The sequence below is a fragment of the Erythrobacter sp. S158 genome, assembly GCF_057364915.1.
This window is the reverse complement of sequence record NZ_CP200279.1, coordinates 1,925,989-1,945,981: the sequence shown is the minus strand read 5'-3', so window position 1 is coordinate 1,945,981 and position 19,993 is coordinate 1,925,989. Positions and strand designations below refer to the sequence as shown.

The following is a 19,993-nucleotide window of genomic DNA, read 5'->3' as shown; positions in this document are numbered from 1 at the left end:
TTTAGCGATGGAAGCACGAAAAGGGAAGAGCGCGCCGTTACCGAGCGGCCACTTGCGATGTGGTTTGCAGGGCGGTTTGTTGCATCCTAACGGATCGTTCTTGCGTTTCTTGCGTTGCATTTTGATACAATTCAGCCGCTTGCCCCTCCTAAGAATTCGCTCAAAAGGGCCTCAATGATCCTCTCCCCCATTTCGCGCACCGCCCTGCTGGCGGGGGCAAGCTATGCCGCCTTTGCTGGAGCGCCGCTTTCCGCGAGCGATGTCGATGCAGAGAATGACGCGCCCACTACCGCGCAGCAATCGGGTGACCAGTCTGGTTCTCAACCGCAAGGTGAGCGCGAGTTGGGCGAGGATTTCGGCTCGGGCTCCGGCGAGATCGTCGTCTCGGGTGAGCGTCTTCGCGGGCAGCTCGACGTGGAGCAGGCGCCGCTTCTTGAACTCGATACCGACGCGATCGCAGCAGAAGGCGTCACCTCGATCGCCGATCTCATCACCCAGATCACCAACCAGACCGGCTCCGCGCGCGGACGTGGAGGAGGCGGGCGGCCCGTCATTCTGATCAACGGCATCCGCGTTGGCTCATTCCGCGAGTTTGCAAATTACCCGCCAGAAGCACTCGAACGCGTCGAGGTCTTCCCCGAAGAAACCGCGCAGCGTTTCGGCTTTCCGCCCGACCGCCGCGTTATCAACCTGATCCTCAAGGAGAACTACCGCAACGCCGAGGTTGAGTTTGAATTCGAAGGCCCGTCGCGAGGTGGCTATTACCAGCGCGAGCAGGAACTGGGCTTCCTCCAGATCGCTGACGGTGCGCGTATCAACTTCACCTTCGAGGCATCGGACAACTCGATCCTGACGGAGGATGAACGTGACATCATCCAGACGCCCGGTTCGATATCTGACGTGGCAGGCGATCCCGATCAGGCCGAATTTCGCAGCCTTGTTGCAGATGCCCGCGGGCTTGAAGCGAATGTGAGCTACGCAAAGGCGCTGATCGACAGCGGAATCTCACTGTCGGCCAACGCGAATTACAATCGCAGCGACCGGCGCTCTTTGAGGGGCCTCAATACGGTGAGGCTGACCGATGCGGACGGTAACAGTGCTCTCAGGACTTTTGGCGAGGAGACGCCGCTTCAGCAGGTGACGGCGGAAGACTTCTTCAACGCTTCGGGGTCGCTGACAAAACCGATCAATGCGTTTCGACTGACCACCACGTTCAATGCGGGATATTCCGAAAACACTCAGGAGATCGACCGGCGCTTCGATACCAGCGAACTGCAGGCCCGCGCACTCGATGGAGGTCTGGCTATCGAGGGCGCCCTGCCGGAGGCGGTCGACGCAGGGTTCGACATTGCGCGCCGCAGAGGCGTAAGCGCTGAAACCCTCACGACTATGAGGGGACCGCTCGCTCAGTTGCCCGGTGGGGAGCTTCTTGCGACATTCGATGTCGCATACGACTGGTCGAATTTGCAGAGCTCCGATACGCGCGGCAGCCTCCCTGCAGACTTGACGCGAGGCGATCTCTCGACCGGAATGAACCTCGTCATTCCGATCACCAGTCGCCGCAACGGTTTTGCAGATGCTTTGGGTAGCTTTACTCTCAACGGCCAGATCGGGGTCGACCGGCTTAGCGATTTCGGGACCTTGGGCGACTACACGCTTGGCCTGACCTGGGCGCCGTTCGACAATCTGGACCTGTCCGCAACCTATATCGTGCGCGAAGTTGCACCTGGTCTGAGCGCTCTTGGCGCGCCCCAGGTCGAAAACCTAAATTCTCCAGTCTTTGACTTTACGAACGGCGAGACCGTGCTCGCGACCGTCATCACCGGCGGCAATCCCGACCTGCTTGCCGAAACACAGCGCGACTGGAAATTCGCGGCCAACTGGGAGCTTCCGTTCTGGTCCGGCACTCGCTTCACGGTCGAGTATATCCGCAACCGCTCGGATGATGTGACCGCAGGCTTCCCGCAGATCACGCCCGAAATCGAATCCGCGTTTCCGGGCCGGGTCGTGCGCGATGATGATGGCCAGATCCTCTCGGTCGACCGGCGCGCAGTGACCTTTGCCGAGACGCGGGCCGATCGCCTTCAGTTCAGCCTCTTCTTCCGCGGCAGCATCGGCGCTGGCCAAGAGCGCGGTGGGCCTCCCGGTGGGGGAGGCGGTCCGCCCCGTGGGCGACCACAGCAGGCATCGGGTTCGGGCGCTGGCGGACCTCCCGAAGGCGCTCGCGGTCCTGATGGACGCGGCGGGCCCCCGAGTGCCGAGCAGCGTGAAGCCTTTATGCAGTTCCGGACACGCATTTGCGCCGATGACGGCCTCGAAGTGCTCACACGGCTGGCCGAGGCGGTGTCCAACGGCGAAGACCTTTCGACCATCGTCCCCGGCTTCGATGCGCAGCGATTTGCGCGCCTGCTCGACCGAGTACGCGGCGAGGATGGCGAGATCGACCCCGAACGCCTCGCCCGCGCGCGCGAGCGCATTTGCAGCTTCGATCCGGCGTCGATGGGACCGGGAGCGAGCGGAGGCGGCGGCGAGGGCGGTCCTCCCGGTGCTCCGGGTAGCGGACGCCGCGAAGGCTTTGCCGCGTTCCGAGCGATAGCCTGCGCCGAGGACGGAGCCGAACGGATCAAGACACTGATCGCGCGCATCGACGCTGGCGAGGATGTCTCGGATGAACTTCCCGGCTTCGATCCGGCAATGGCCGGGCGCATGCTCGACCGGCTTCGTGACGAAGACGGCAACATCTCCGACGAACGTATCGCAGAACTGCGCGGACGTTATTGCCAGGGCGGCGGCGCGCAGGGTGATGGCGGTCAGGGTGGCGGCGGTCCCGGTGCGCGCGGCGGAGGCGGCGGTCCTCCGGGCGGCTTCAACCCGCTTGCGCGGCGCAGTTTCCAGGGTTTCCGCTACTTCGCGTCGCTCAACCACACAATCGAGCTGGAGAACGAAATCCTGATCGCACCCGGCCTTGCGCCGCTCGATCAGCTTGACGGTCAGGGCACGGGCGCATTCGGCCTGCCGCGCCATTCCTCGCGGCTTGAAGCGGGCATCTTTGGCGGCGGTCTCGGCATGCGGCTCTCGGGTCGTTACACCGGCTCGACACGCCTCGATGGAACCGGACTGCCAGGATCGGCGGACCTGTTTTTTGGCGACCTCGCAACCTTTGACCTGCGCGTGTTTGCCAACCTCGACGAGGTCTTCAAGAGCGAGAGCCCGGTTCTCAAGAACCTGCGCATATCCCTGCGCGCCGACAACGTCTTCGACGCGCAGCGGCAGGTGGTCGACAGCAACGGCGAGACGCCGATCAACTTCCAGCCCTTCCTGATCGACCCTGTGGGCCGATTTGTCGGCATCGACATCCGGAAGCTGTTTTAGTCCCGAAGCGAAGCGTGCCTTACGCTTAATTCACGCTCAACTTCGGAAACAGCCAGCGCTGGAAAAGCGAGGGCGAAAAGGGCTGCCATCCGCCTTCATTCTGCGAGAGCCGGTCCGCCAGTGCGACCATCACCGAAGGGTTCACTCCAAGACCCAGATGGCTTGCGTGGACCACGATGTTCTCGCTCGGGTGATCGCCTTCTTCCTGCACGCTCGCGCGCCAGTGGACGACGCCATCGGTCTTGGTCAGGATCGAAGTCGTTGGAACGGGCGGAGCGATGTGCAATTCGTCGAACTTGCCCTTCTGAATGACCTTCGGCTCGTTGCCATTGAGTAGTTCGAACAGGCGCTTGGCTGACGAATGGCCGCGATCGTTCGAAAGCGGGCTGCCTAGGCTTGCGACAAGGCGCACCTTTTCGGGATGAAGCTTGGCAAGCTCACGCGCCAGCACGCCGCCAAGGCTCCATCCGATCAGCGAAACCTTACGGCCCGATGACTTGAAAAGCCGGGTCAGCTGGTTCTCCATCTTCATGACGGTCGCTTCGTTGACGCGCACATTGCGGCCCGATTCCCAGCCATGTGCGTCGTAATTGAGCTCGGTGAAGAGCCGGCGCATCGGAACGGTCGAGCGGTTCGAGGCCATGAAGCCGGGCAGGAACATCACCGAATGCCCATCCCCGCGCGGCAGCATCCGCATGGCGGGAAGCGCGGCGTAGAAGGCGGCGAATTCTCCCATCGCGCGGCCTTCGGTCAGGGTCCAGAGCCGGTTGGGCGGCTGGGCTACCCGTGCCTGAGGGCCTCCGGAAAAACCGGATTGGCTGGGGGCGATGCTCGCCATATGTTCTCTCCTGCTTGTGCGCCCTTATGATTTTATGCGGTACGCACTTGTTATTGTTATGATCCCGCGAAAACTTGATATTCCTATTTGGCCGGGTTGCTCTCGATCTTCTTTGTCGTGGCCCTGGGCTTGCGCTTGGCAGGCTTTGCCGCCGATGAAGTTGAGGCTGCCTTCTTGGCCGGTGCCTTCTTCGCCGGCGCCTTCTTTGCCGGTGCCGCGCGCGTGGTCTTGCGCGCCGCCGGTTTCGAAGCCGACTTGCGAGCGGGCGCCTTTGCCTTCGGAGCCGCGTCTAGCGCCTTTGCCGCTGCCAGCATGTCGTCAAAGCTGTCCTGAATGCACTGCGAATAGAATTCCGGATCAGGCAGGATGTCTCGGCAGGCGGTGAAGCTGATATAGGCTTCATCGACATAGGATTGCACGACATGCGCAAGGCCAAGCCCGTCGGTGAGGCAAATGAGCGAGAGCGCCATGCTCTCCATCCGCGCACCGCTCGAATAGATGTGGACCGGCGGGCCGGGAACATTCGTGACGACCGTGTTGAACGGCATCGCCACCTTGTGAGCGAGGCTCACACGGCTGAACAATTGCGCGCCCAGTGCCATGTAGAGCAGCGGATTGACCTTGCTCACCTCGGTCATGGTGCGCGCGCCCAGCGCGTTGGTCATCGCCTTGGAATTGCTGGTCTGCTTGAAGACGTATTCGAGCCGTTCCTTGGGATCGGCAATATGCGATCCAAGTGGCGCGATCATGGCTGCGACCTGGTTGCCCATGTCGCCCTTCTCGTCGGTCGAGCGGACCGAAATCGGCGCCATCGCCGTCATGGTCGACTTGGGCAGATCGTTCTTGGCGGTGAGGTATTTGTTAAGCGCCCCGCCCACGACCGCGAGCGCAACGTCGTTGACCTTGGCGTCTGGCAGAAGCGCGCGGATCGACTTGAACTCGGCGAGATCGAAAGTGCGCCCTTCGACCACGCGGTGCGGTGAAATGCTCTTGTTGAAGCGCGTGCGCGGCGGGACGAAATCGCTGGTGAGCTGGAAATCGCGCGTCACCAGACCCTTGATTGCGCTCGCGACGCCCGGGACGGCTTGTGCAGCGACCTGCGCCTGCTTCAATGGGTTGAGCAGCGCGTTGAAATAGCTCTTGCCAAGCAGTTCGACCGGACCGGGAATTTTCTCCGGCTTCCATTCGTCGGGCAGGTTTGGAGGCGCGGTCGTGGCTGTCGTGGTGTGCGTTGCCTCCATCAGGTCGATCCCGCTCATCCCGTCGATGGCGGCATGGTGGACCTTGGTGACGAAAGCGAAGCAGCCTTTGGGATAGCCGCGAACATTGTCGAGCCCTTCGACCACGGTGAATTCCCAAGGCGGACGGCTGAGATCGAGCGGGCGGGCGTGGATGCGCGCGGCCTGAATGCACAATTGCCGCCAGTCACCCGGCTTGGGCAGGGCGACGTGACGGACATGGTATTCAAGATCGAAATTGGGATCCTCGACCCAGTAGGGATAATCGAGGTCGAACGGCACCCGGACCAGACGCTGGCGCATGGTGGTGGACAGCTGCAGCCGGTTCTCGATGAAATTCAGGATATCCTTGAAGCGGACAAAGCCGCCGGGCGCGGTTTCGGGATTGTAGATGAGGACGCTGCCGATATGCATCGGCGAATTCGGTGATTCCATCGCGACAAACGATGAATCCATGCCCTGCAATTGACGCAAGCTGCCTCTCCGTTTCCTCGCACCCAAAGCGCGCAAGGGCTGTCCCATCCGGCTCGTTATCGAGCTCTTTGTCGATTGGTAGGCACGTTTCATCTGCGTGACAACCTTACGCGCCCGTGAAGTGGCGCAGTTGTCACAATCTGTGTAACTTTATTGCGTCGCTATGCTTTCGCCTGCGGCCACTCCGCTCGCCCAGGCCCACTGGAAATTGTAGCCGCCGAGCCATCCCGTCACATCGACCGCTTCGCCTATGGCGTAGAGGCCAGGGACTTTCTTCGTTTCCATCGTCTTGCTCGACAATTCGGACGTCGAGATGCCGCCGATGGTCACTTCTGCCTTGGCAAAACCCTCGGTCCCGGTGGGAGAAAAGCGCCAGTCGGCGAGCTGAGCGCCTGCCTTGCGCAGTTCCTTGTCCGAGACATTGCCAAGCTCGCGCTCGATGCCGAGGCGGTCCGCCAATGCGTCAGCAAGTCTGTCCGGGAGATGCTCCCGCAGCACGCTTTTGAGGCTTGCACGCGGGCGATCGCGCTTGAGTTCGATTAGCCACTCGGCATCGGCTTGCGGAAGAAACCTGATGCCGACTTCCTCGCCGTGCCTCCAATAGGACGAAACTTGCAGGATCGCCGGGCCTGACAGCCCCTTATGCGTGAACAGCGCGGCTTCATCGAAGGCTGTCTTGCCCGCGCGTGCCTGAACCGGAGCGGAAACGCCTGACAGTTCGCGAAACAGCACGTCGTCTCCCCCCAGCGTCAGAGGGACGAGGGCAGGGCGCGGCTCGACCACCTTGAGGCCGAACTGGCGCGCGAGGTCGTAGGCAAAGCCGGTAGCGCCCATCTTGGGGATCGAGGGGCCGCCGGTTGCGATGACAAGGGCAGGAGCGGCGTAGCTTTCGCCCGATGCTGATACAGCGAAATCTTCACCGTCCTTCACAACCGCGCTCACATCTGCGTTGCAGATAACGTCGACGCTCTCGGGACATTCATCGAGAAGCATCTGCACGATTCGCTTGGCCGATCCGTCGCAGAAGAGCTGACCCAGCGTCTTCTCGTGCCATGCGATCCCGTGAGCATCGACGAGGTCGATGAAGTCCTGAGGCGTGTATCGTGCCAGCGCAGACTTGGCGAAATGCGGGTTGGCCGAAAGATAGTTCGCAGGGCCTGCGTCGATATTGGTGAAGTTGCAGCGCCCGCCGCCAGAGATCAGGATTTTCTTACCGGGCCGGTCCGCCTTCTCAAGCACCGCGACACGCTTGCCGTGCTGGCCGGCTCTTGCCGCGCACATCAGGCCGGCTGCGCCTGCGCCGAGGATTATGACATCATAGTGGTTCACCGCCACGCCCGTAGGCGCGCCAGCGGCGCTTGCCAATTGTCCTTATTTCATGAGCCTGCGGTATGAGGGGAAGCCGACGCACCGGGGTTTGGCGCCGACCTCCCCTCTCCCGGGACAATGGTCAGACCGCAGGCAGTGCGGGCTGAGCAACTGTGACAAGCTTGCCGAGCGTGTTCCATTCCTCGCGCGGGGACCAGTTGCGGTTCGCGCCAAGATAAGAGTGCTCATCAAGCTCGAGCAGGCCGATGATGACTTCGGCAACGATGGTCGCGCCCACGGGGCCGAGCGCTTCGCCTTCCTTGTCGCTGCCATTCACCTCTGCCCGGCCGATCACTTCAGCTTCAGCGAGGAGGTAGAGCCAAAGCGGGATACCATCGGCGCCAAGATCGCCGTTCACCTTCTCGACCTTCTTGATCACCTTCTTGATCGTCGCCTCGTCGCATCCGATCGCCTCGGCAATCTTCTCACCTCCGGGAAGGAGGAAGGTGTTGCCGCGAAGCAGATTGCGCGTTGCGAGCGAGTTCTCGGCAGGGGGTGCGATGAAGGGCAGGGCAAGCAAGTCGCCTGCAAGCTTCGTGTCGAGCTTCTGCGCGCGTTCGACCTGGCGGTTCTCCGGCGTGAAGAGCAGCTCGTGCCAGTCGACCACCGCCCTTGGATCGCCGACCGCGTCGAAGCCCTGACCGAGCAGCGAACCGAAAAGCTCAAGCGCGCTCTCGCCCTTGCGAGTCTGGACCTTCATTGGGATCATCGAGTGGCCGAACCGATAAGCGGCGACCGAAAACTCGACCGGGATGAAGGGTACCGGGCCGCAATAATGTTTGCGCCCGCAGCCGAGGATCTTCTCGACTACCGGAATGCCGCACATTGCGGTCAGGAAGTCATTCACCAGCGCCCACTGGTAATGCCAGGTCGTTTCCTCACGAGAGGCTTCGTAGAGCTCGTGACCCTCAAGGCCCGTTTCGCCATGGATCGTATCGGCGACGTGGTTGTGGAAGCGGATGATCGCCAGCTGGATCTGACTGATGATCCGGTTCTCGTCATTGCGCGGGTCGCCGATGATCGCCCGGCCATTGGGAGCGCGTAGCAGATCGTGTTCGGCAAGGCCCGCCTGACCCGGATTATCGGCTCCGGTCAGCAGCTTCACGCCGCCAAACGGTCCGCCTTGCTCGAACAGGTAAGGCTGCGCCTCAGGGCCAAGGCCATAGATGCAGTCGAGGTCGAGCGTCGGGGTCCGCACATTGGCAATTTCGCCCGGATTGTCGACGACGCTGTCGAACGTCGTGCTCGCATCCAGAGTGATATCGTGATCAACAAACTGGCCGAAGAAGATCATGCCGACCGGCACGGTGTCGGTGCGGTCGTTCTTTGCGCCGCCATCCATCGGGCCGCCCTTCGCGCCGATAGCGGAAAGAATGTTCGGGTTTGTGTAGGCCGGGCTGAGCTTGGGGAACATCCGACCGAACCGGTCGTCCCGCTGCTCTCCTTCGTTTTCGTGGCCGTATTTCTTTACGTTGCAATAGGGGCTGAGGCCCTCGAGGGGCTTCATCCCGTGGTGTTCTTGACCAGCCATTTATTTGCCTCCTGTTAGTTAAACAAAGGCAACCCGTCAGCTTTATTTTGTCATGGGAATATGAATAGCCCCGAATTGTTCTATTGGACTCATCCGACATTCGGTGAAAACTGCGTTTTACTGTGCACTACGTGCGACGAAACTATCAAAGTGGATCGTGCATGAGCGTTTCGCAGTGGCTTTCATCGTCGAGGGAAGCACACTATCTAGCTGGGCATGTCCCGAACGAAGGCAGGTTCTCCCCAAGACCCCCGAGGCGCGCAGCGTTTCGATGAGAGTCGCGCAGCCTCAACGGTTGCCCGCGCTCAGCCTAACCTCGAGGCGGGTGTAGAGGCGATCCGTGAGACGGTGAAGACGCTGAAGCCAGTGCCGGGCGTATACCGCATGATCGATGCGCGCGGCGACGTGCTCTATGTCGGCAAGGCGCGCAGCCTGAAGGCGAGGGTGGCGAATTACACGCAGGTCAATCAGCTCACGACACGGCTGATGCGGATGGTCTCGCAATGCCGCAGCATGGAAATCGTCACCACCAATTCGGAAGCCGAGGCGCTGCTGCTCGAAGCGCAGCTGATCAAGCGCTTTCGCCCGCCGTTCAATGTGCTGCTGCGCGACGACAAGAGCTTTCCCTTCATCCTGCTGCGCGCCGACCACGAGTTCCCGCGCATCCACAAACATCGCGGCGCAAGGCGCGCAAAGGGGAACTACTATGGCCCGTTCGCAAGCGCGGGGAGCGTAAACACGACGCTGAATGCGTTGCAGAAGCTGTTCCTGCTGCGCTCATGCACCGACAGCTTCTTCAACAATCGCGACCGGCCTTGCCTGCTCTACCAGATCAAGCGCTGCTCGGCCCCTTGCGTCGATCGCATATCGGTCGAGGATTATGACGCGCTGGTGAGCCAGGCGAAGGACTTCCTCGCTGGCAAGTCGAGCCAGGTGCAGGCCGATCTCGAAAAGCAGATGGCGAAGGCCGCCGAAGAGCTCGACTTCGAAACCGCCGCGATCCTGCGCGACCGGCTGCGTGCGGCGACGTTCATTCAAGGCAGCCAAGCAATCAATGCAAAAGCAGTGGGTGATGCCGATGTGTTCGCGCTTGCGGCCAAGGGCGGGCAGATTTGCGTGCAGGCCTTCTTTATTCGCGGCGGGCAGAATTGGGGGCACCGCGCATTCTTCCCCAGCCACATCAAGGACGTTGAGGAAGAACAGGTCCTCGCGAACGTCATGCTGCAATTCTACGAGGAAGTGCCTCCGCCGCCGATGGTCCTGGTCGACCGCGACCTGCCCGAAGGCGAGTTGATGGAAGCAGCGCTCACCGAAATTGCCGACAAGAAGGTGCAAATCTCGATCCCGCAACGCGGCGACCGGCGCAAGCTGATGGCGCAGGCGAGCCGCAATGCCGTCGACGCGCTCGACCGGCGGCTTGCAGAGACAGGGACCAAGGCCAAGGTCAATCGCGAGCTTGCCGAATTCCTTGAGCTGGGCGAACCGCCCGAGCGGATCGAGGTCTACGACAACAGTCACATCCAGGGCGCAAAGGCGGTGGGCGCGATGGTGGTCGCCAGTCCGGAAGGCTTTGAAAAGTCGCAATATCGCAAGTTCAACATCCGCGAGGCGCAGACCAACGATGACTTCGGGATGATGCGCGAGGTCATGCGCCGCCGCTTCCGCAATCTTGCCGAGAACCCGGATGGCGAGAATGGCAAAAAGAACAGCCACGAGACGATCTGGCCCGACCTTGTCCTCATCGACGGGGGCAAGGGGCAGGTCTCCTCGGTGATGGAGGTGCTAGAGGAACTCGGCATCGCGGACGAGGTGCCGGTCGTCGGCATCGCCAAGGGCCCGCATCACGGGCGCGAAGGGCGGGAGGTGTTTCACTTCCCCGATGGGCGTGAAAAGACGCTGCCGACCAATTCGCCGGTCCTGTTTTACGCCCAGCGCCTTCGCGATGAGGTCCACCGTTATGTCATCGGCGCGCACCGGGCGAAGCGTTCGAAAGCGATCACCGCGTCACCACTGGACGAAATCCCCGGTATCGGTCCTGCGAGAAAGCGGGCGCTGCTGCTCCACTTCGGCACCGCATCGAAGGTCCGCGCAGCCGCGCTCGAAGACCTGCAACGCGCGCCTGGCGTAAGCGACGCGGTTGCGCGCAAGATATACGATTTCTACCACGCGGGCGGGTAAGGGCAGGCGCCCAAAAAGGCGAAGGGACCACGTGTCGCTCCGCGGCCCCTTCTAACCTAACACGCTGGCAGCGATGTGCCCGTGCCGTAATCCCCCATCAAGTGCAGTGTGCTACTGAGATTAGCCCGCGTAAACCGCGAAAGAGGGCTCCTTATCCAAGCGATTGAATCGAGGTGAAATCGAGTCTGAGCTGGCTGAGCGGGATTATAACATTTGTATCTCGGGCCAATCGAACATTGCGCGACTCGCGGGATAGACCGAGGCATCAGCCGTCAGGAAAGCATGATTTCTCACGCCAATGTCGCTAGGGGGTGAGCCATGCAATTGCCCGAAGCCAAGGTCAGCGTCGAAACGATCGGCGAAGAGCGCGAACCGCTTGTCATCATCGACAATTTCACCGGTCAGCCCGAGCGGCTTCGCGATCTCGGCTATCGCTCGCAATATTATCCCGCTGGGGTCGATTATCCGGGACGCCGCGCGCCTGCGGACCCGTCCTATCTCGATATCAGGCGCGACCTGATGATGCAGCTGATGGCGCGCGTTTTCGGCCTCGCGCGGTCAATCCAGTGCGAGGTTGCAGCCTTCTCGGTCGTCAGCCTCGCGCCGGGCGAGTTAAACGCGCGCCAGAGCATCCCGCATCACGATCATTCCGATCCGGGACGCGTTGCCCTGATGCACTACCTCGATGGACCAGAGAGTGGCGGCACGGCCTTCTATCGCCACCGCCGCACCGGCTTTGAAAAGATCACGCCCGAGCGCGAGGCCGCCTATGCCGCCGCGCTTGCAGAGGACGACCGCGAGTTCGGACCTGTCGAGCCGGGCTATCCCTCAGGAGACAGCGAGCGTTTCGAACAGATCGGTTCGGTCGAGGCGCGGATGGACCGCGTGGCGCTGTATCGCGGGCGGTCCTTGCATTCCGGTATCATCCCGAACGCGCACGCGTTGAGCGATGACCCGCGAGAAGGGCGGCTGACGGTCAACATGTTCCTCTACGGAACCTGACCGCCGCCGCCACTAGCTCAACGCCCGAGCAGGATCGGCATGGGCGGATCGCTCAGCATCCGGCGGGTGACGCCGCCCAGCAGCATCTCGGCAAGGCGCGAGTGGCCATAGGCTCCCATCACGATCAGCCCGCAATCGCGCATCTGGGCCGCCGAAAACAGCGTATCGGAAATCTTCGCTTTCCCCTTTGGAATGGAGATGACCTCGCCATCGATCCCGTGGCGGTTGAGATACATTGCGGCTTCGGTGGGCGGGAAATCGTAGAAGCTCTTCTCGTCCTCTTCGGACACGCAGGCGATGAAGACCTTGCTCGCCTGTGCCAGCAGGGGCAGTGCCATGCGAAGCGCGGTCGCTGCCTCGGGTGAACCGTTCCACGCGATCAGAGCCGGGGCGCTGACCTCGAATTTCTTGGTATCGCCCGGTACCACCAGCACCGGCACGGGGGCCTTGATCGCCAGCTCGCCCACCATGGATGACGGACCGCGCGAGCCTTCCTCGCCCACGTCGTGCGGGCCGACGATAATGACGTCATGCAGCGCCGATTGTTCGAGCAGGCGTTGTTCGGGCATGCCGTAGAGAAAGCGCCACTCCCAAGCGACGTCTTCGTTGGCGAGGTCGGTCTCGATCTCCTTGCGCAGTTCCTCAGCGGCTTCCTTGATGCGCGGCATCGCTGCTGCCATCGCCGATCCGTAGAAGTCGCCGGGTGCGAACACCTCGTAGCTGACCGCCTGAAGGCAGGTGATGTGTCCGCCAGATGCTCGCGCAAGGTCCAGTGCGACCTGCATGCGCGCTTCCATGCAGTGGTCGGCGTCGATGTGAAGAAGTATGGATTTCATAGCTCGTCTCCCAGTGTTGAATTGCATTGTGATCCAGCCCGCGCCAACCAGCATTGATCCAGATCAATTTTCGCGAGATTGATTTTGCGCAGGTTCTGGATCGCGCTAGGGTGGCAGCGAAGAGGGAGACGCCCGTGACGATCACACGCCATCCGCCGGTTAAGACCAGCCTTGAGCCGTCGAACCACCCCTATCTGTCAGGGCCGTGGACGCCGTGCCACGAAGAGGTCGACGTCGATGAGCTTGAAGTGATTGAGGGCGCGATCCCAGACGATATCGACGGCATCTACCTGCGCAATACGGAGAATCCGGTTCACCAGCCGCTTGGCCGCCACCATCCGTTCGATGGCGATGCGATGGTGCACCAGGTCAGCATTTCGGGCGGCAAGGCCAGCTACCGCAACCGCTTCATCCGCACCCATTGCTTCACCGAAGAGCAGATCGCTGGAAAAGCGCTCTGGGGCGGTCTGATGGACTCTCATGGCACGAGTGCGAGGCCCGGTTATGGCGCGCATGAGGGGCTTAAGGACACAGGCTCCACCGACATCATCGTTCACGCCGGGACCGCTTACGCGACCTTCTACCAATGCGGGGAGGCGTGGATGCTCGACCCCGTGACGCTCGCCAACAAGGGCAAGGCGCCGTGGGGGCCGATCGATGGCGTATCGGCGCACCCGAAGGTGGACGAAGCGACCGGCGAAATGATGTTCTTCAATTACTCGAAATACGCGCCCTACATGCATTACGGCGTGGTCGACCGTGAGGGGAACCTTGCGCATTACGTGCCGATCCCGCTCCCCGGTCCGCGCCTGCCGCATGACATGGCGATCACCAAGAACTGGTCGATCCTCAACGACATGCCGCTGTTCTGGGATGCGAACCTGCTGGAGCGGAACATTCACGCGGCGCGCATCCACGAGGGCGTACCCACGCGTTTCGCGCTGATCCCGCGTCACGGGGCACCGGAGGACATCCGCTGGTTCGAAGCCTCTCCCACCTACGTCCTCCACTGGACGAACGCGTATGAAGTTTCTGGGTCAGACGGCGACGAGGTTGTGCTCGAAGGCTATTATCAGGACAAGCCCATGCCCGACCCGATCGAGGAAGCGGGCGAATACAGCCACATGATGGCCTATGTGGACGAACACAGCTTCCAGAGCCGCCTCCACCGCTGGCGCTTCAACCTCAAGACCGGCGAAACCACCGAGGAGCGCCTGTCGGACCGCATTGTCGAATTCGGCATGATCAATCCTGACTTCCTCATGCAGAAGAGCCGCTACATCTGGTCGACCACCACGCGCCCCGGCTGGTTCCTGTTCAATGGATATGTTCGCCACGATACCGAGACGAGCGAGGAACAGGTCTACCAGCTTCCTGAAGGCGTCTATGCGAGCGAAAGCCCGATGGTGCCGAGGAAAGGCGCTTCATCCGAGGACGATGGTTACCTCGTGACCTTCCTGATCGACGAGAACACCGGAACCTCGCAGCTTGCGATCCTCGATGCCTCCGACATCGCCAAGGGACCGATCTGCCGCGCCGCCTTGCCGCACAAGATTTCGAGCGGCGTGCACACCTGTTGGGTCGAGCACAGCCAGCTTGCTGCCGACGCTGAATTCAAGCGCGAGGCGCAGGCCGCCTAGGGGAACTCGCCCCTTTTAATCTGTTTCGAAACCACTAGGTGTTTCGCGAGTTTACAATACGAACCCCAAAAACGAACTCAAGCACACTCGAACCAAAGAGGGACCCTACTCATGGCATTCAAACTGATCGACCTCCCCTATGCTGACACCGCGCTTAGTCCGGCGGTTTCAGCCGAGACCCTCTCCTATCACCACGGCAAGCACCACAACGCTTACGTGAGCAAGATGAACGACGCGATCGAGGGCACACCGCATGACGACGCCGCGCTTGAAGATGTGATTTCGGCTGCTCGCGGTTCGAACCAGGGTCTGTTCAACAACTCGGCACAGACCTGGAACCACGGTTTCTACTGGCACTCGATGGCCGGCAGCGAGACCGCTCCGTCCGACGAACTCAAGGCCAAGATCGAAGAGGCTTTCGGGTCAGTCGACGAACTCAAGAGCCAGCTCAAGGCACGCGGCGCTGGCCACTTCGCAAGCGGCTGGGTTTGGCTTGCGGAAAAGGACGGCAAGCTTTCGATCGAGGAAACGCATGATGGCGATACGCTCGCTGACAGCGACTTCAACCCGCTGCTGACGATCGACGTGTGGGAGCACGCCTACTACCTCGACCACCAGAATGCCCGCCCGGCCTATCTCGATGCAGTGGTCGACAACAAGATCAACTGGGCCTTCGCCAGCGAGAACCTCGCGCGCGGCACGACCTGGACTTACCCGAAGTAAGCACTTCGAAAAGCCAACACTTGAGAGACCCGGTCTGCGCTATGCCGCAGGCCGGGTTTTTCTTCGTGCCGAATGATCAGGATCGCAGCCGCCGACCGGCCGCGCCGACAAGCCTCGAAAACGCGCGCCTGATCTCGTCCCGGTGCGGAGCGGGATCGTCGCTCGCCCAGCTGTCGAACATTTCAGGCCTCACGAGTGCAGCCGCGCAGAGCCAGAGCGTCCTGGCGGCTTTTCGCAATTGTCCGATGGCCCCGTGGCCGGTTTCGGAAAGGCGGTCGATTTCGCCGTCGAGATTGATTTGGCGCGCGCCGCGCAGAGTTGACGGTGCGGGACCCTCGAACGGTTCCCCGGTGTGCATCGCCCATACGGCCAGGGGAAAGTCGTATCCGGCAGCCACCGCTAATGGAAGCGAGCCCCAGAAGCGCGGGTTCACCTCGACCAGGATGTAGTTGCCGGTACGCTCATCCATGCGAAATTCAAACATGGCGACGCCATTGAGCCCGGTTGCCGCCGCCATCCGGGTTACGTCTTCGAGCAAGGCAGGCGAGGGAGGCTCTCCCAATCGCACGGAAGATCGACCCGTTTCGTGGGTCGATGCAAGGCGGCGATGTTGCCACACGAGTTCGATTGAACCGTGCCGGGCAAGGACGGAAACGCCGATCCCGGTGCCGGGAAGATAATCTTCGACGATGACAGCGCGCTCGCCCAATATCTCAGCGCAACGGTCAAACTCAGCCTCGTCTCGGACGATCGACACAGGAGCTTTGGCTGAGCCGCTGCCATGGGCGTAGGACGCAGCCGGTTTAACGACGAGCGGAAATCTGGCCTGATGCTTGCGCTTCCACGTCGCCAGGCTGTCTGCGCTCTCGCCTTGAGCAATCGGGATGCCAAGCGAGGCGGCAAGGCTGCGGGTGGCGCGCTTGTCGGTGAAGATGCGAAGCGCCTCGTCACCCGGAAGCGCGAGCAAATCGGGGGCCACGTGATCGGCTGCGCGCGAGAGCACCTCGAGGCTGGCGTCGCTCGTCGGGATGATCAGTGAGTAACGCTCGTTCTCGACCAACCGGGCAATCGCACTCAGCCACCCGTCAAGGTCGCTGAGGTAGGACGGCATCCGGTGAACCTGCGCAACGAAGCGCGAAGATAGACCCGCATAGCCAAGCTCTGAGGTGGCGACGTCAACCGTAATCCCGGCGCGCCCAAGCGAACGCGCTATCGCCAGAAACACGCCGATATTGTCTGCCAGCACCAACGCCTTGCGAGCGCGTTGCTTGCGTCGAACGGGTGCGCAGACTTTTGCTCCTTTGCTCAGGTTCTCAGGCTTGAATGGCGAATTCACCGATCCGCCTTCGCCGTTCGCGGGGCTGGCATTGCCCAGGTGCGTTCGCCCGTCACAATCCATCGCAGGAACTGTCCCAGTGTCTTCTCATCCGGGTCAAGACCGATCTGGAAGCGGGCGAAGAACCATGCGGAGAAGAAGAACATCGCTGTCGCCCAGGCCTTGGTCAGATCCTCGAGCGAAAGCCGCATCTCCATGTCATGCGGCATGAGCGCATCGAACACCATCATCACCGCGAACAGCACGACGCCTGCGATGAAATAGCCGGCGGATCGCACCGGAATGCTCGCGGGGCGTGCCAGCAACGCAAGGATCGCCACTTGTACGATGGCCCAGCCCATCATGATAAAATGGTCAGCTATCCCGATCTTGTAGGCGAGCGCCTCGTGAAGCTGGAATCGGTCGTCAAAGGCGAGGAATGCAAACATGCCCGACTGACACCAGGCAAAAAGCTGTGCGCCCTTGGCGCTTTCCCTGCGACCAGAAAGCGCGCCGAAAACCAAGAGCAGGGCCGAGCCAAGTAGCAGGAATGTGCTCAGCGTCGTGTTGACCGCGAAGAAGGGTCTGCCATCCTCTATGTCACTGAAATAATGGCGAACATAATCCTGCGACGTGTTCCACTCGACCGCCAGCAGCACTGCCGAATAGGCAGCGAGCGCGAGAAGGAACAATCGCAGGGCAAGTTTCATGGTCTGGTTCACCCGGTTCGAAGCGAACCTGCCTAACCTGTTTTCCCTAACAGCCCGTTAGGCTTACCAAATCTTTGCTTATTGCCTCTAACCCATGCGCGCACGGCGCACCTTTGCGCGCGGGCGAAAGCGAGCATTTTGGAGCAGTACGACACATCCGATCCGGCCCCAGCGCCAACGCGCGTTGTTCGCAGCGCCGCGACCGCGATCGTGATCGCGTGGTCGATGCGATTTATCGGCTTGTTCTCGGTCCTGGTCCTCGCTCGTCTATTGACCCCCGCTGATTTCGGGATTGTCGCGCTTGCGGCGGCATTCCTGTCACTTGCAGAGATCTTTACGTCCCTCGGCCTCAGGCAATCGCTGCTTCGCGTCACAGAGCCGGAGCGCAGCCATTACGATACGGTCTGGACGCTGCAATTGCTGGTGCTGAGCGCGATGGCGTTGGTCGTGGCTGCGCTCGCGCCGGTGGTCGCGTGGTTTTACGATGAGCCTGCGCTTGTCGCTGTGACAATCGTTCTGGCGGCGCGGTTCCTCATCATCGGCTTTGCCAATATCGGCATCACCGATTTCGATCGCAATCTGGAGTTCGGGCGCGATCTGAAAATGCGGCTTTCGGTCCGGCTGACCAGCCTTGCAATCACGGTCGCGGCGGCAGTGATTCTGCAAAGCTATTGGGCGCTGGTGATCGGATCGGTCGCCTTTGCAATCTGCCATTGCGCTGCGTCCTATATCGCTCATCCCTATCGTCCGCGCTTCTCCTTTGCCCGGCGCAAGGAGATGCTGGGAATGTCGCTCTGGATGTTCCTCGCCAACGCAGCGCAGACCATCCACACCGAGATGGAGCGCTTCTTCGTTGGGCGTCTGGGCACGATGAGCGTGACCGGGCTCTATTCGGTTTCGAAGGACCTCTCCTCGATCTTTACACAGGAAGTTGCGACCGCGCTGAACCGGGTGACATTCGTGACAACCGCAAAGACCGGTGAACGGCTCGGAGCCGATCCCTTGCGCGTTGAGACCATGCTCGGGGCCTATGCTCTGATTGCAGCGCCGCTTGGTCTTGGGCTGGCTGCGACAGCGCCCAATGCCGTTGCCGTCCTGCTTGGCGATCAGTGGAGCGCAGCGCCGCCTTTCCTCAAGCTGATCGCGCCAGCCGCCGCCATTTTCGCGGTTCACAAGCTCATCATCTCAAGCCTTCAGGCATCGGGCGGAGCAAGGCTTGCAGCATTCCTCGCTATTGGCGGGGTTGGCCTTGTCGCGACCGCGATCTCGGTGGTTGTCGCAATGGGTGGAGGACCGCTCGACATGGCAAAGGCGGTTCTTGGCGCCTGTGCGGTCATGCTGGCGGCGGGGATCGGCGTGCTTGGCATCGTCGAGCGGATCAATTGGGCAGGGCCCACACTCGCAATCCTGCGCCCGTTCGCAGCCGCCTGCCTGATGGGCTGGGCGGTGGCGTCTGTGCCAGATGGCGGGATGGGCGCGCTGCCTGCGCTGATTGTTGAGGTCGCAATCGGAGCCGTGGTGTATGGCGCTGCAATCGTGTCGATCTGGGCAATCTCTGCCCGCCCACACGGTGCAGAAGCGCAGGCGCTCACGATGCTGGAGCAATTCTGGCAGGCGCGGCGCACGCAGGGTGAGAGCGCAAAGTAAGCCCCTGACCCCGGTCATTTTCCTACTCGGATGAGCCGCGCTAGATTGCTGCGGATATCGCGTTGTTGCGGTGAGAAAAGCCGAGTTGGATGCAAAACGAGCGGAAAGTCACACATCCTACACCCCGGTTCCTGAAAAATCAGTTCAGGAACAAGGCTTTACCGAGAATCCGCAATTTTTCAAACCACCCCTTTGCGTGGTCCAGCTCACCGCTTCCGGCGCCGGATCATCCCCTCTTGCGCGACGCTTGCGACAAGGTCGCCGGAGCGGTTGAAAATGCGTCCCCGGTTGAAGCCGCGACCGCCGCCCGACCACGGGCTGTCGGTTGCATAGAGCAGCCACTCATCGGCGCGTGCCTCACGGTGGAACCAGATCGTGTGATCGAGGCTCGCCCCCACCAGCTCGCCGCGCATCCACGAAAGGCCGTGCGGCAGCGCGCTTGTGCCAAGCAGCGTGTAGTCGCTCGCATAGGCAATCACCGCGCGGTGAAGCGCCGGATCATCGGGCAGGGCAGCGGCGGTCTTGAACCAGCTATGCGCATGCGGGGCCTTGGGTTCGGAGTTCATCCAGTGCAGCTTGTCGGTCGTGCGCATCTCGATCGGGCGAGGGCGGAGCATGAGGGTGCGCTGGGTTTCGGACAGCTTGTCGCCCAGCCGGTCAGCCATTGCGCGGCGCATCTCCATGTCGGACTTGAGGTCGTCGGGATCTGCGACGTCTGGCATCGGCGAGTTCTCATGAGCGAGGCCTTCCTCGGGCACCTGAAAGCTTGCCGTGAGGTTGAGGATCGGGCTCGGCGCGCCGTCCTCGTTCTCCTGACTGGCGACCACTCGGCGGTTGGCGAAGGATCGGCCTTCGAAGTCGCGTTCGATCCGGTATTCGATGGGAATGCCTTCGCGCCCGCCGCGCAGGAAATAGGCGTGGAGCGAGTGAGCGACCTTGCCATCGGCGACGCTCGCCTGCGCGGCCTGCAATGCCTGAGCGACCACCTGTCCGCCGAACACGCGGCCAACCCCGCCCTTCTGAGGGGAGCCGAGGTAGATGTCGGAGGCGCGCTTCTCGACGGTGAGGAGGTCGACGAGGCCAGCGACAAGGCGGGCGGGATCGGGGCTATCGGTCATGGC

General features: G+C 61.7%; 14 protein-coding genes. 6 read left to right on the top strand and 8 right to left on the bottom strand.

Features of this window, described 5'->3' with window-relative positions; all coding sequences use genetic code 11:
• The first annotated feature begins 174 nt into the window (after positions 1 to 174).
• Complete coding sequence (locus AC0V6T_RS09615; RefSeq protein WP_486126383.1) at positions 175 to 3,372, top strand: TonB-dependent receptor; 3,198 nt, start codon at positions 175 to 177, stop codon at positions 3,370 to 3,372.
• A 25-nt stretch (positions 3,373 to 3,397) separates the two neighbouring features.
• Here the strand turns inward: AC0V6T_RS09615 and AC0V6T_RS09610 are convergent, their stop codons facing one another.
• From AC0V6T_RS09610 to AC0V6T_RS09595, 4 genes are all read right to left on the bottom strand, one after another.
• Positions 3,398 to 4,210 carry an esterase/lipase family protein gene (locus AC0V6T_RS09610; RefSeq protein ID WP_486126381.1) on the bottom strand — a complete coding sequence of 271 codons (813 nt, stop codon included), beginning with the start codon at positions 4,208 to 4,210 and terminating at the stop codon, positions 3,398 to 3,400.
• Positions 4,211 to 4,293: 83 nt separating this feature from the next.
• Positions 4,294 to 5,904, bottom strand: a complete 1,611-nt coding sequence (locus AC0V6T_RS09605) for a WS/DGAT/MGAT family O-acyltransferase (RefSeq protein WP_486126379.1) — start codon at positions 5,902 to 5,904, stop codon at positions 4,294 to 4,296.
• Positions 5,905 to 6,072: 168 nt separating this feature from the next.
• Positions 6,073 to 7,203 carry a BaiN/RdsA family NAD(P)/FAD-dependent oxidoreductase gene (locus tag AC0V6T_RS09600; RefSeq protein ID WP_486128562.1) on the bottom strand — a complete coding sequence of 377 codons (1,131 nt, stop codon included), beginning with the start codon at positions 7,201 to 7,203 and terminating at the stop codon, positions 6,073 to 6,075.
• Between the two features lie 169 nt (positions 7,204 to 7,372).
• Complete coding sequence (locus tag AC0V6T_RS09595) at positions 7,373 to 8,821, bottom strand: peroxidase family protein (RefSeq protein WP_486126377.1); 1,449 nt, start codon at positions 8,819 to 8,821, stop codon at positions 7,373 to 7,375.
• A 216-nt stretch (positions 8,822 to 9,037) separates the two neighbouring features.
• Between AC0V6T_RS09595 and uvrC the strand changes: the two genes are divergently transcribed.
• Together uvrC and AC0V6T_RS09585 are read left to right on the top strand one after the other, a co-directional pair.
• Complete coding sequence (uvrC, locus tag AC0V6T_RS09590; RefSeq protein WP_486126375.1) at positions 9,038 to 10,999, top strand: excinuclease ABC subunit UvrC; 1,962 nt, start codon at positions 9,038 to 9,040, stop codon at positions 10,997 to 10,999.
• Between the two features lie 318 nt (positions 11,000 to 11,317).
• Positions 11,318 to 12,001, top strand: a complete 684-nt coding sequence (locus AC0V6T_RS09585; protein WP_486126373.1) for a DUF6445 family protein — start codon at positions 11,318 to 11,320, stop codon at positions 11,999 to 12,001.
• A 17-nt stretch (positions 12,002 to 12,018) separates the two neighbouring features.
• Here the strand turns inward: AC0V6T_RS09585 and AC0V6T_RS09580 are convergent, their stop codons facing one another.
• Positions 12,019 to 12,837: a universal stress protein gene (locus AC0V6T_RS09580; RefSeq protein ID WP_486126371.1), complete on the bottom strand. Its 819-nt coding sequence runs from the start codon at positions 12,835 to 12,837 to the stop codon at positions 12,019 to 12,021.
• 134 nt (positions 12,838 to 12,971) lie between these two features.
• Between AC0V6T_RS09580 and AC0V6T_RS09575 the strand changes: the two genes are divergently transcribed.
• Together AC0V6T_RS09575 and AC0V6T_RS09570 are read left to right on the top strand one after the other, a co-directional pair.
• Positions 12,972 to 14,477: a carotenoid oxygenase family protein gene (locus AC0V6T_RS09575; RefSeq protein ID WP_486126369.1), complete on the top strand. Its 1,506-nt coding sequence runs from the start codon at positions 12,972 to 12,974 to the stop codon at positions 14,475 to 14,477.
• Positions 14,478 to 14,588: 111 nt separating this feature from the next.
• The gene (locus AC0V6T_RS09570; protein WP_486126367.1) at positions 14,589 to 15,200 is read left to right on the top strand and encodes a superoxide dismutase; all 612 of its coding nucleotides are present in this window, start codon (positions 14,589 to 14,591) and stop codon (positions 15,198 to 15,200) included.
• Between the two features lie 76 nt (positions 15,201 to 15,276).
• On the opposite strand, the gene AC0V6T_RS09565 is transcribed toward AC0V6T_RS09570, so the two are convergent.
• Both AC0V6T_RS09565 and AC0V6T_RS09560 read right to left on the bottom strand, forming a co-directional pair.
• A complete protein-coding gene (locus AC0V6T_RS09565) occupies positions 15,277 to 16,536 on the bottom strand; it encodes a carboxylate--amine ligase (RefSeq protein ID WP_486126365.1) in 1,260 nt (419 codons plus the stop codon).
• The gene (locus AC0V6T_RS09560; RefSeq protein ID WP_486126363.1) at positions 16,533 to 17,225 is read right to left on the bottom strand and encodes a hypothetical protein; all 693 of its coding nucleotides are present in this window, start codon (positions 17,223 to 17,225) and stop codon (positions 16,533 to 16,535) included. The genes AC0V6T_RS09565 and AC0V6T_RS09560 overlap by 4 nt, the downstream gene beginning before the upstream one ends.
• A 138-nt stretch (positions 17,226 to 17,363) precedes the next feature.
• On the opposite strand from AC0V6T_RS09560, the gene AC0V6T_RS09555 reads away from it, so the two are divergent.
• Positions 17,364 to 18,872, top strand: coding sequence for an oligosaccharide flippase family protein (locus AC0V6T_RS09555; RefSeq protein WP_486126361.1), 1,509 nt, complete (start codon positions 17,364 to 17,366; stop codon positions 18,870 to 18,872).
• Between the two features lie 206 nt (positions 18,873 to 19,078).
• Here AC0V6T_RS09555 and AC0V6T_RS09550 read toward each other — a convergent pair whose 3' ends face one another.
• Positions 19,079 to 19,990, bottom strand: coding sequence for an acyl-CoA thioesterase (locus AC0V6T_RS09550; protein ID WP_486126359.1), 912 nt, complete (start codon positions 19,988 to 19,990; stop codon positions 19,079 to 19,081).
• Positions 19,991 to 19,993 lie beyond the last annotated feature (3 nt).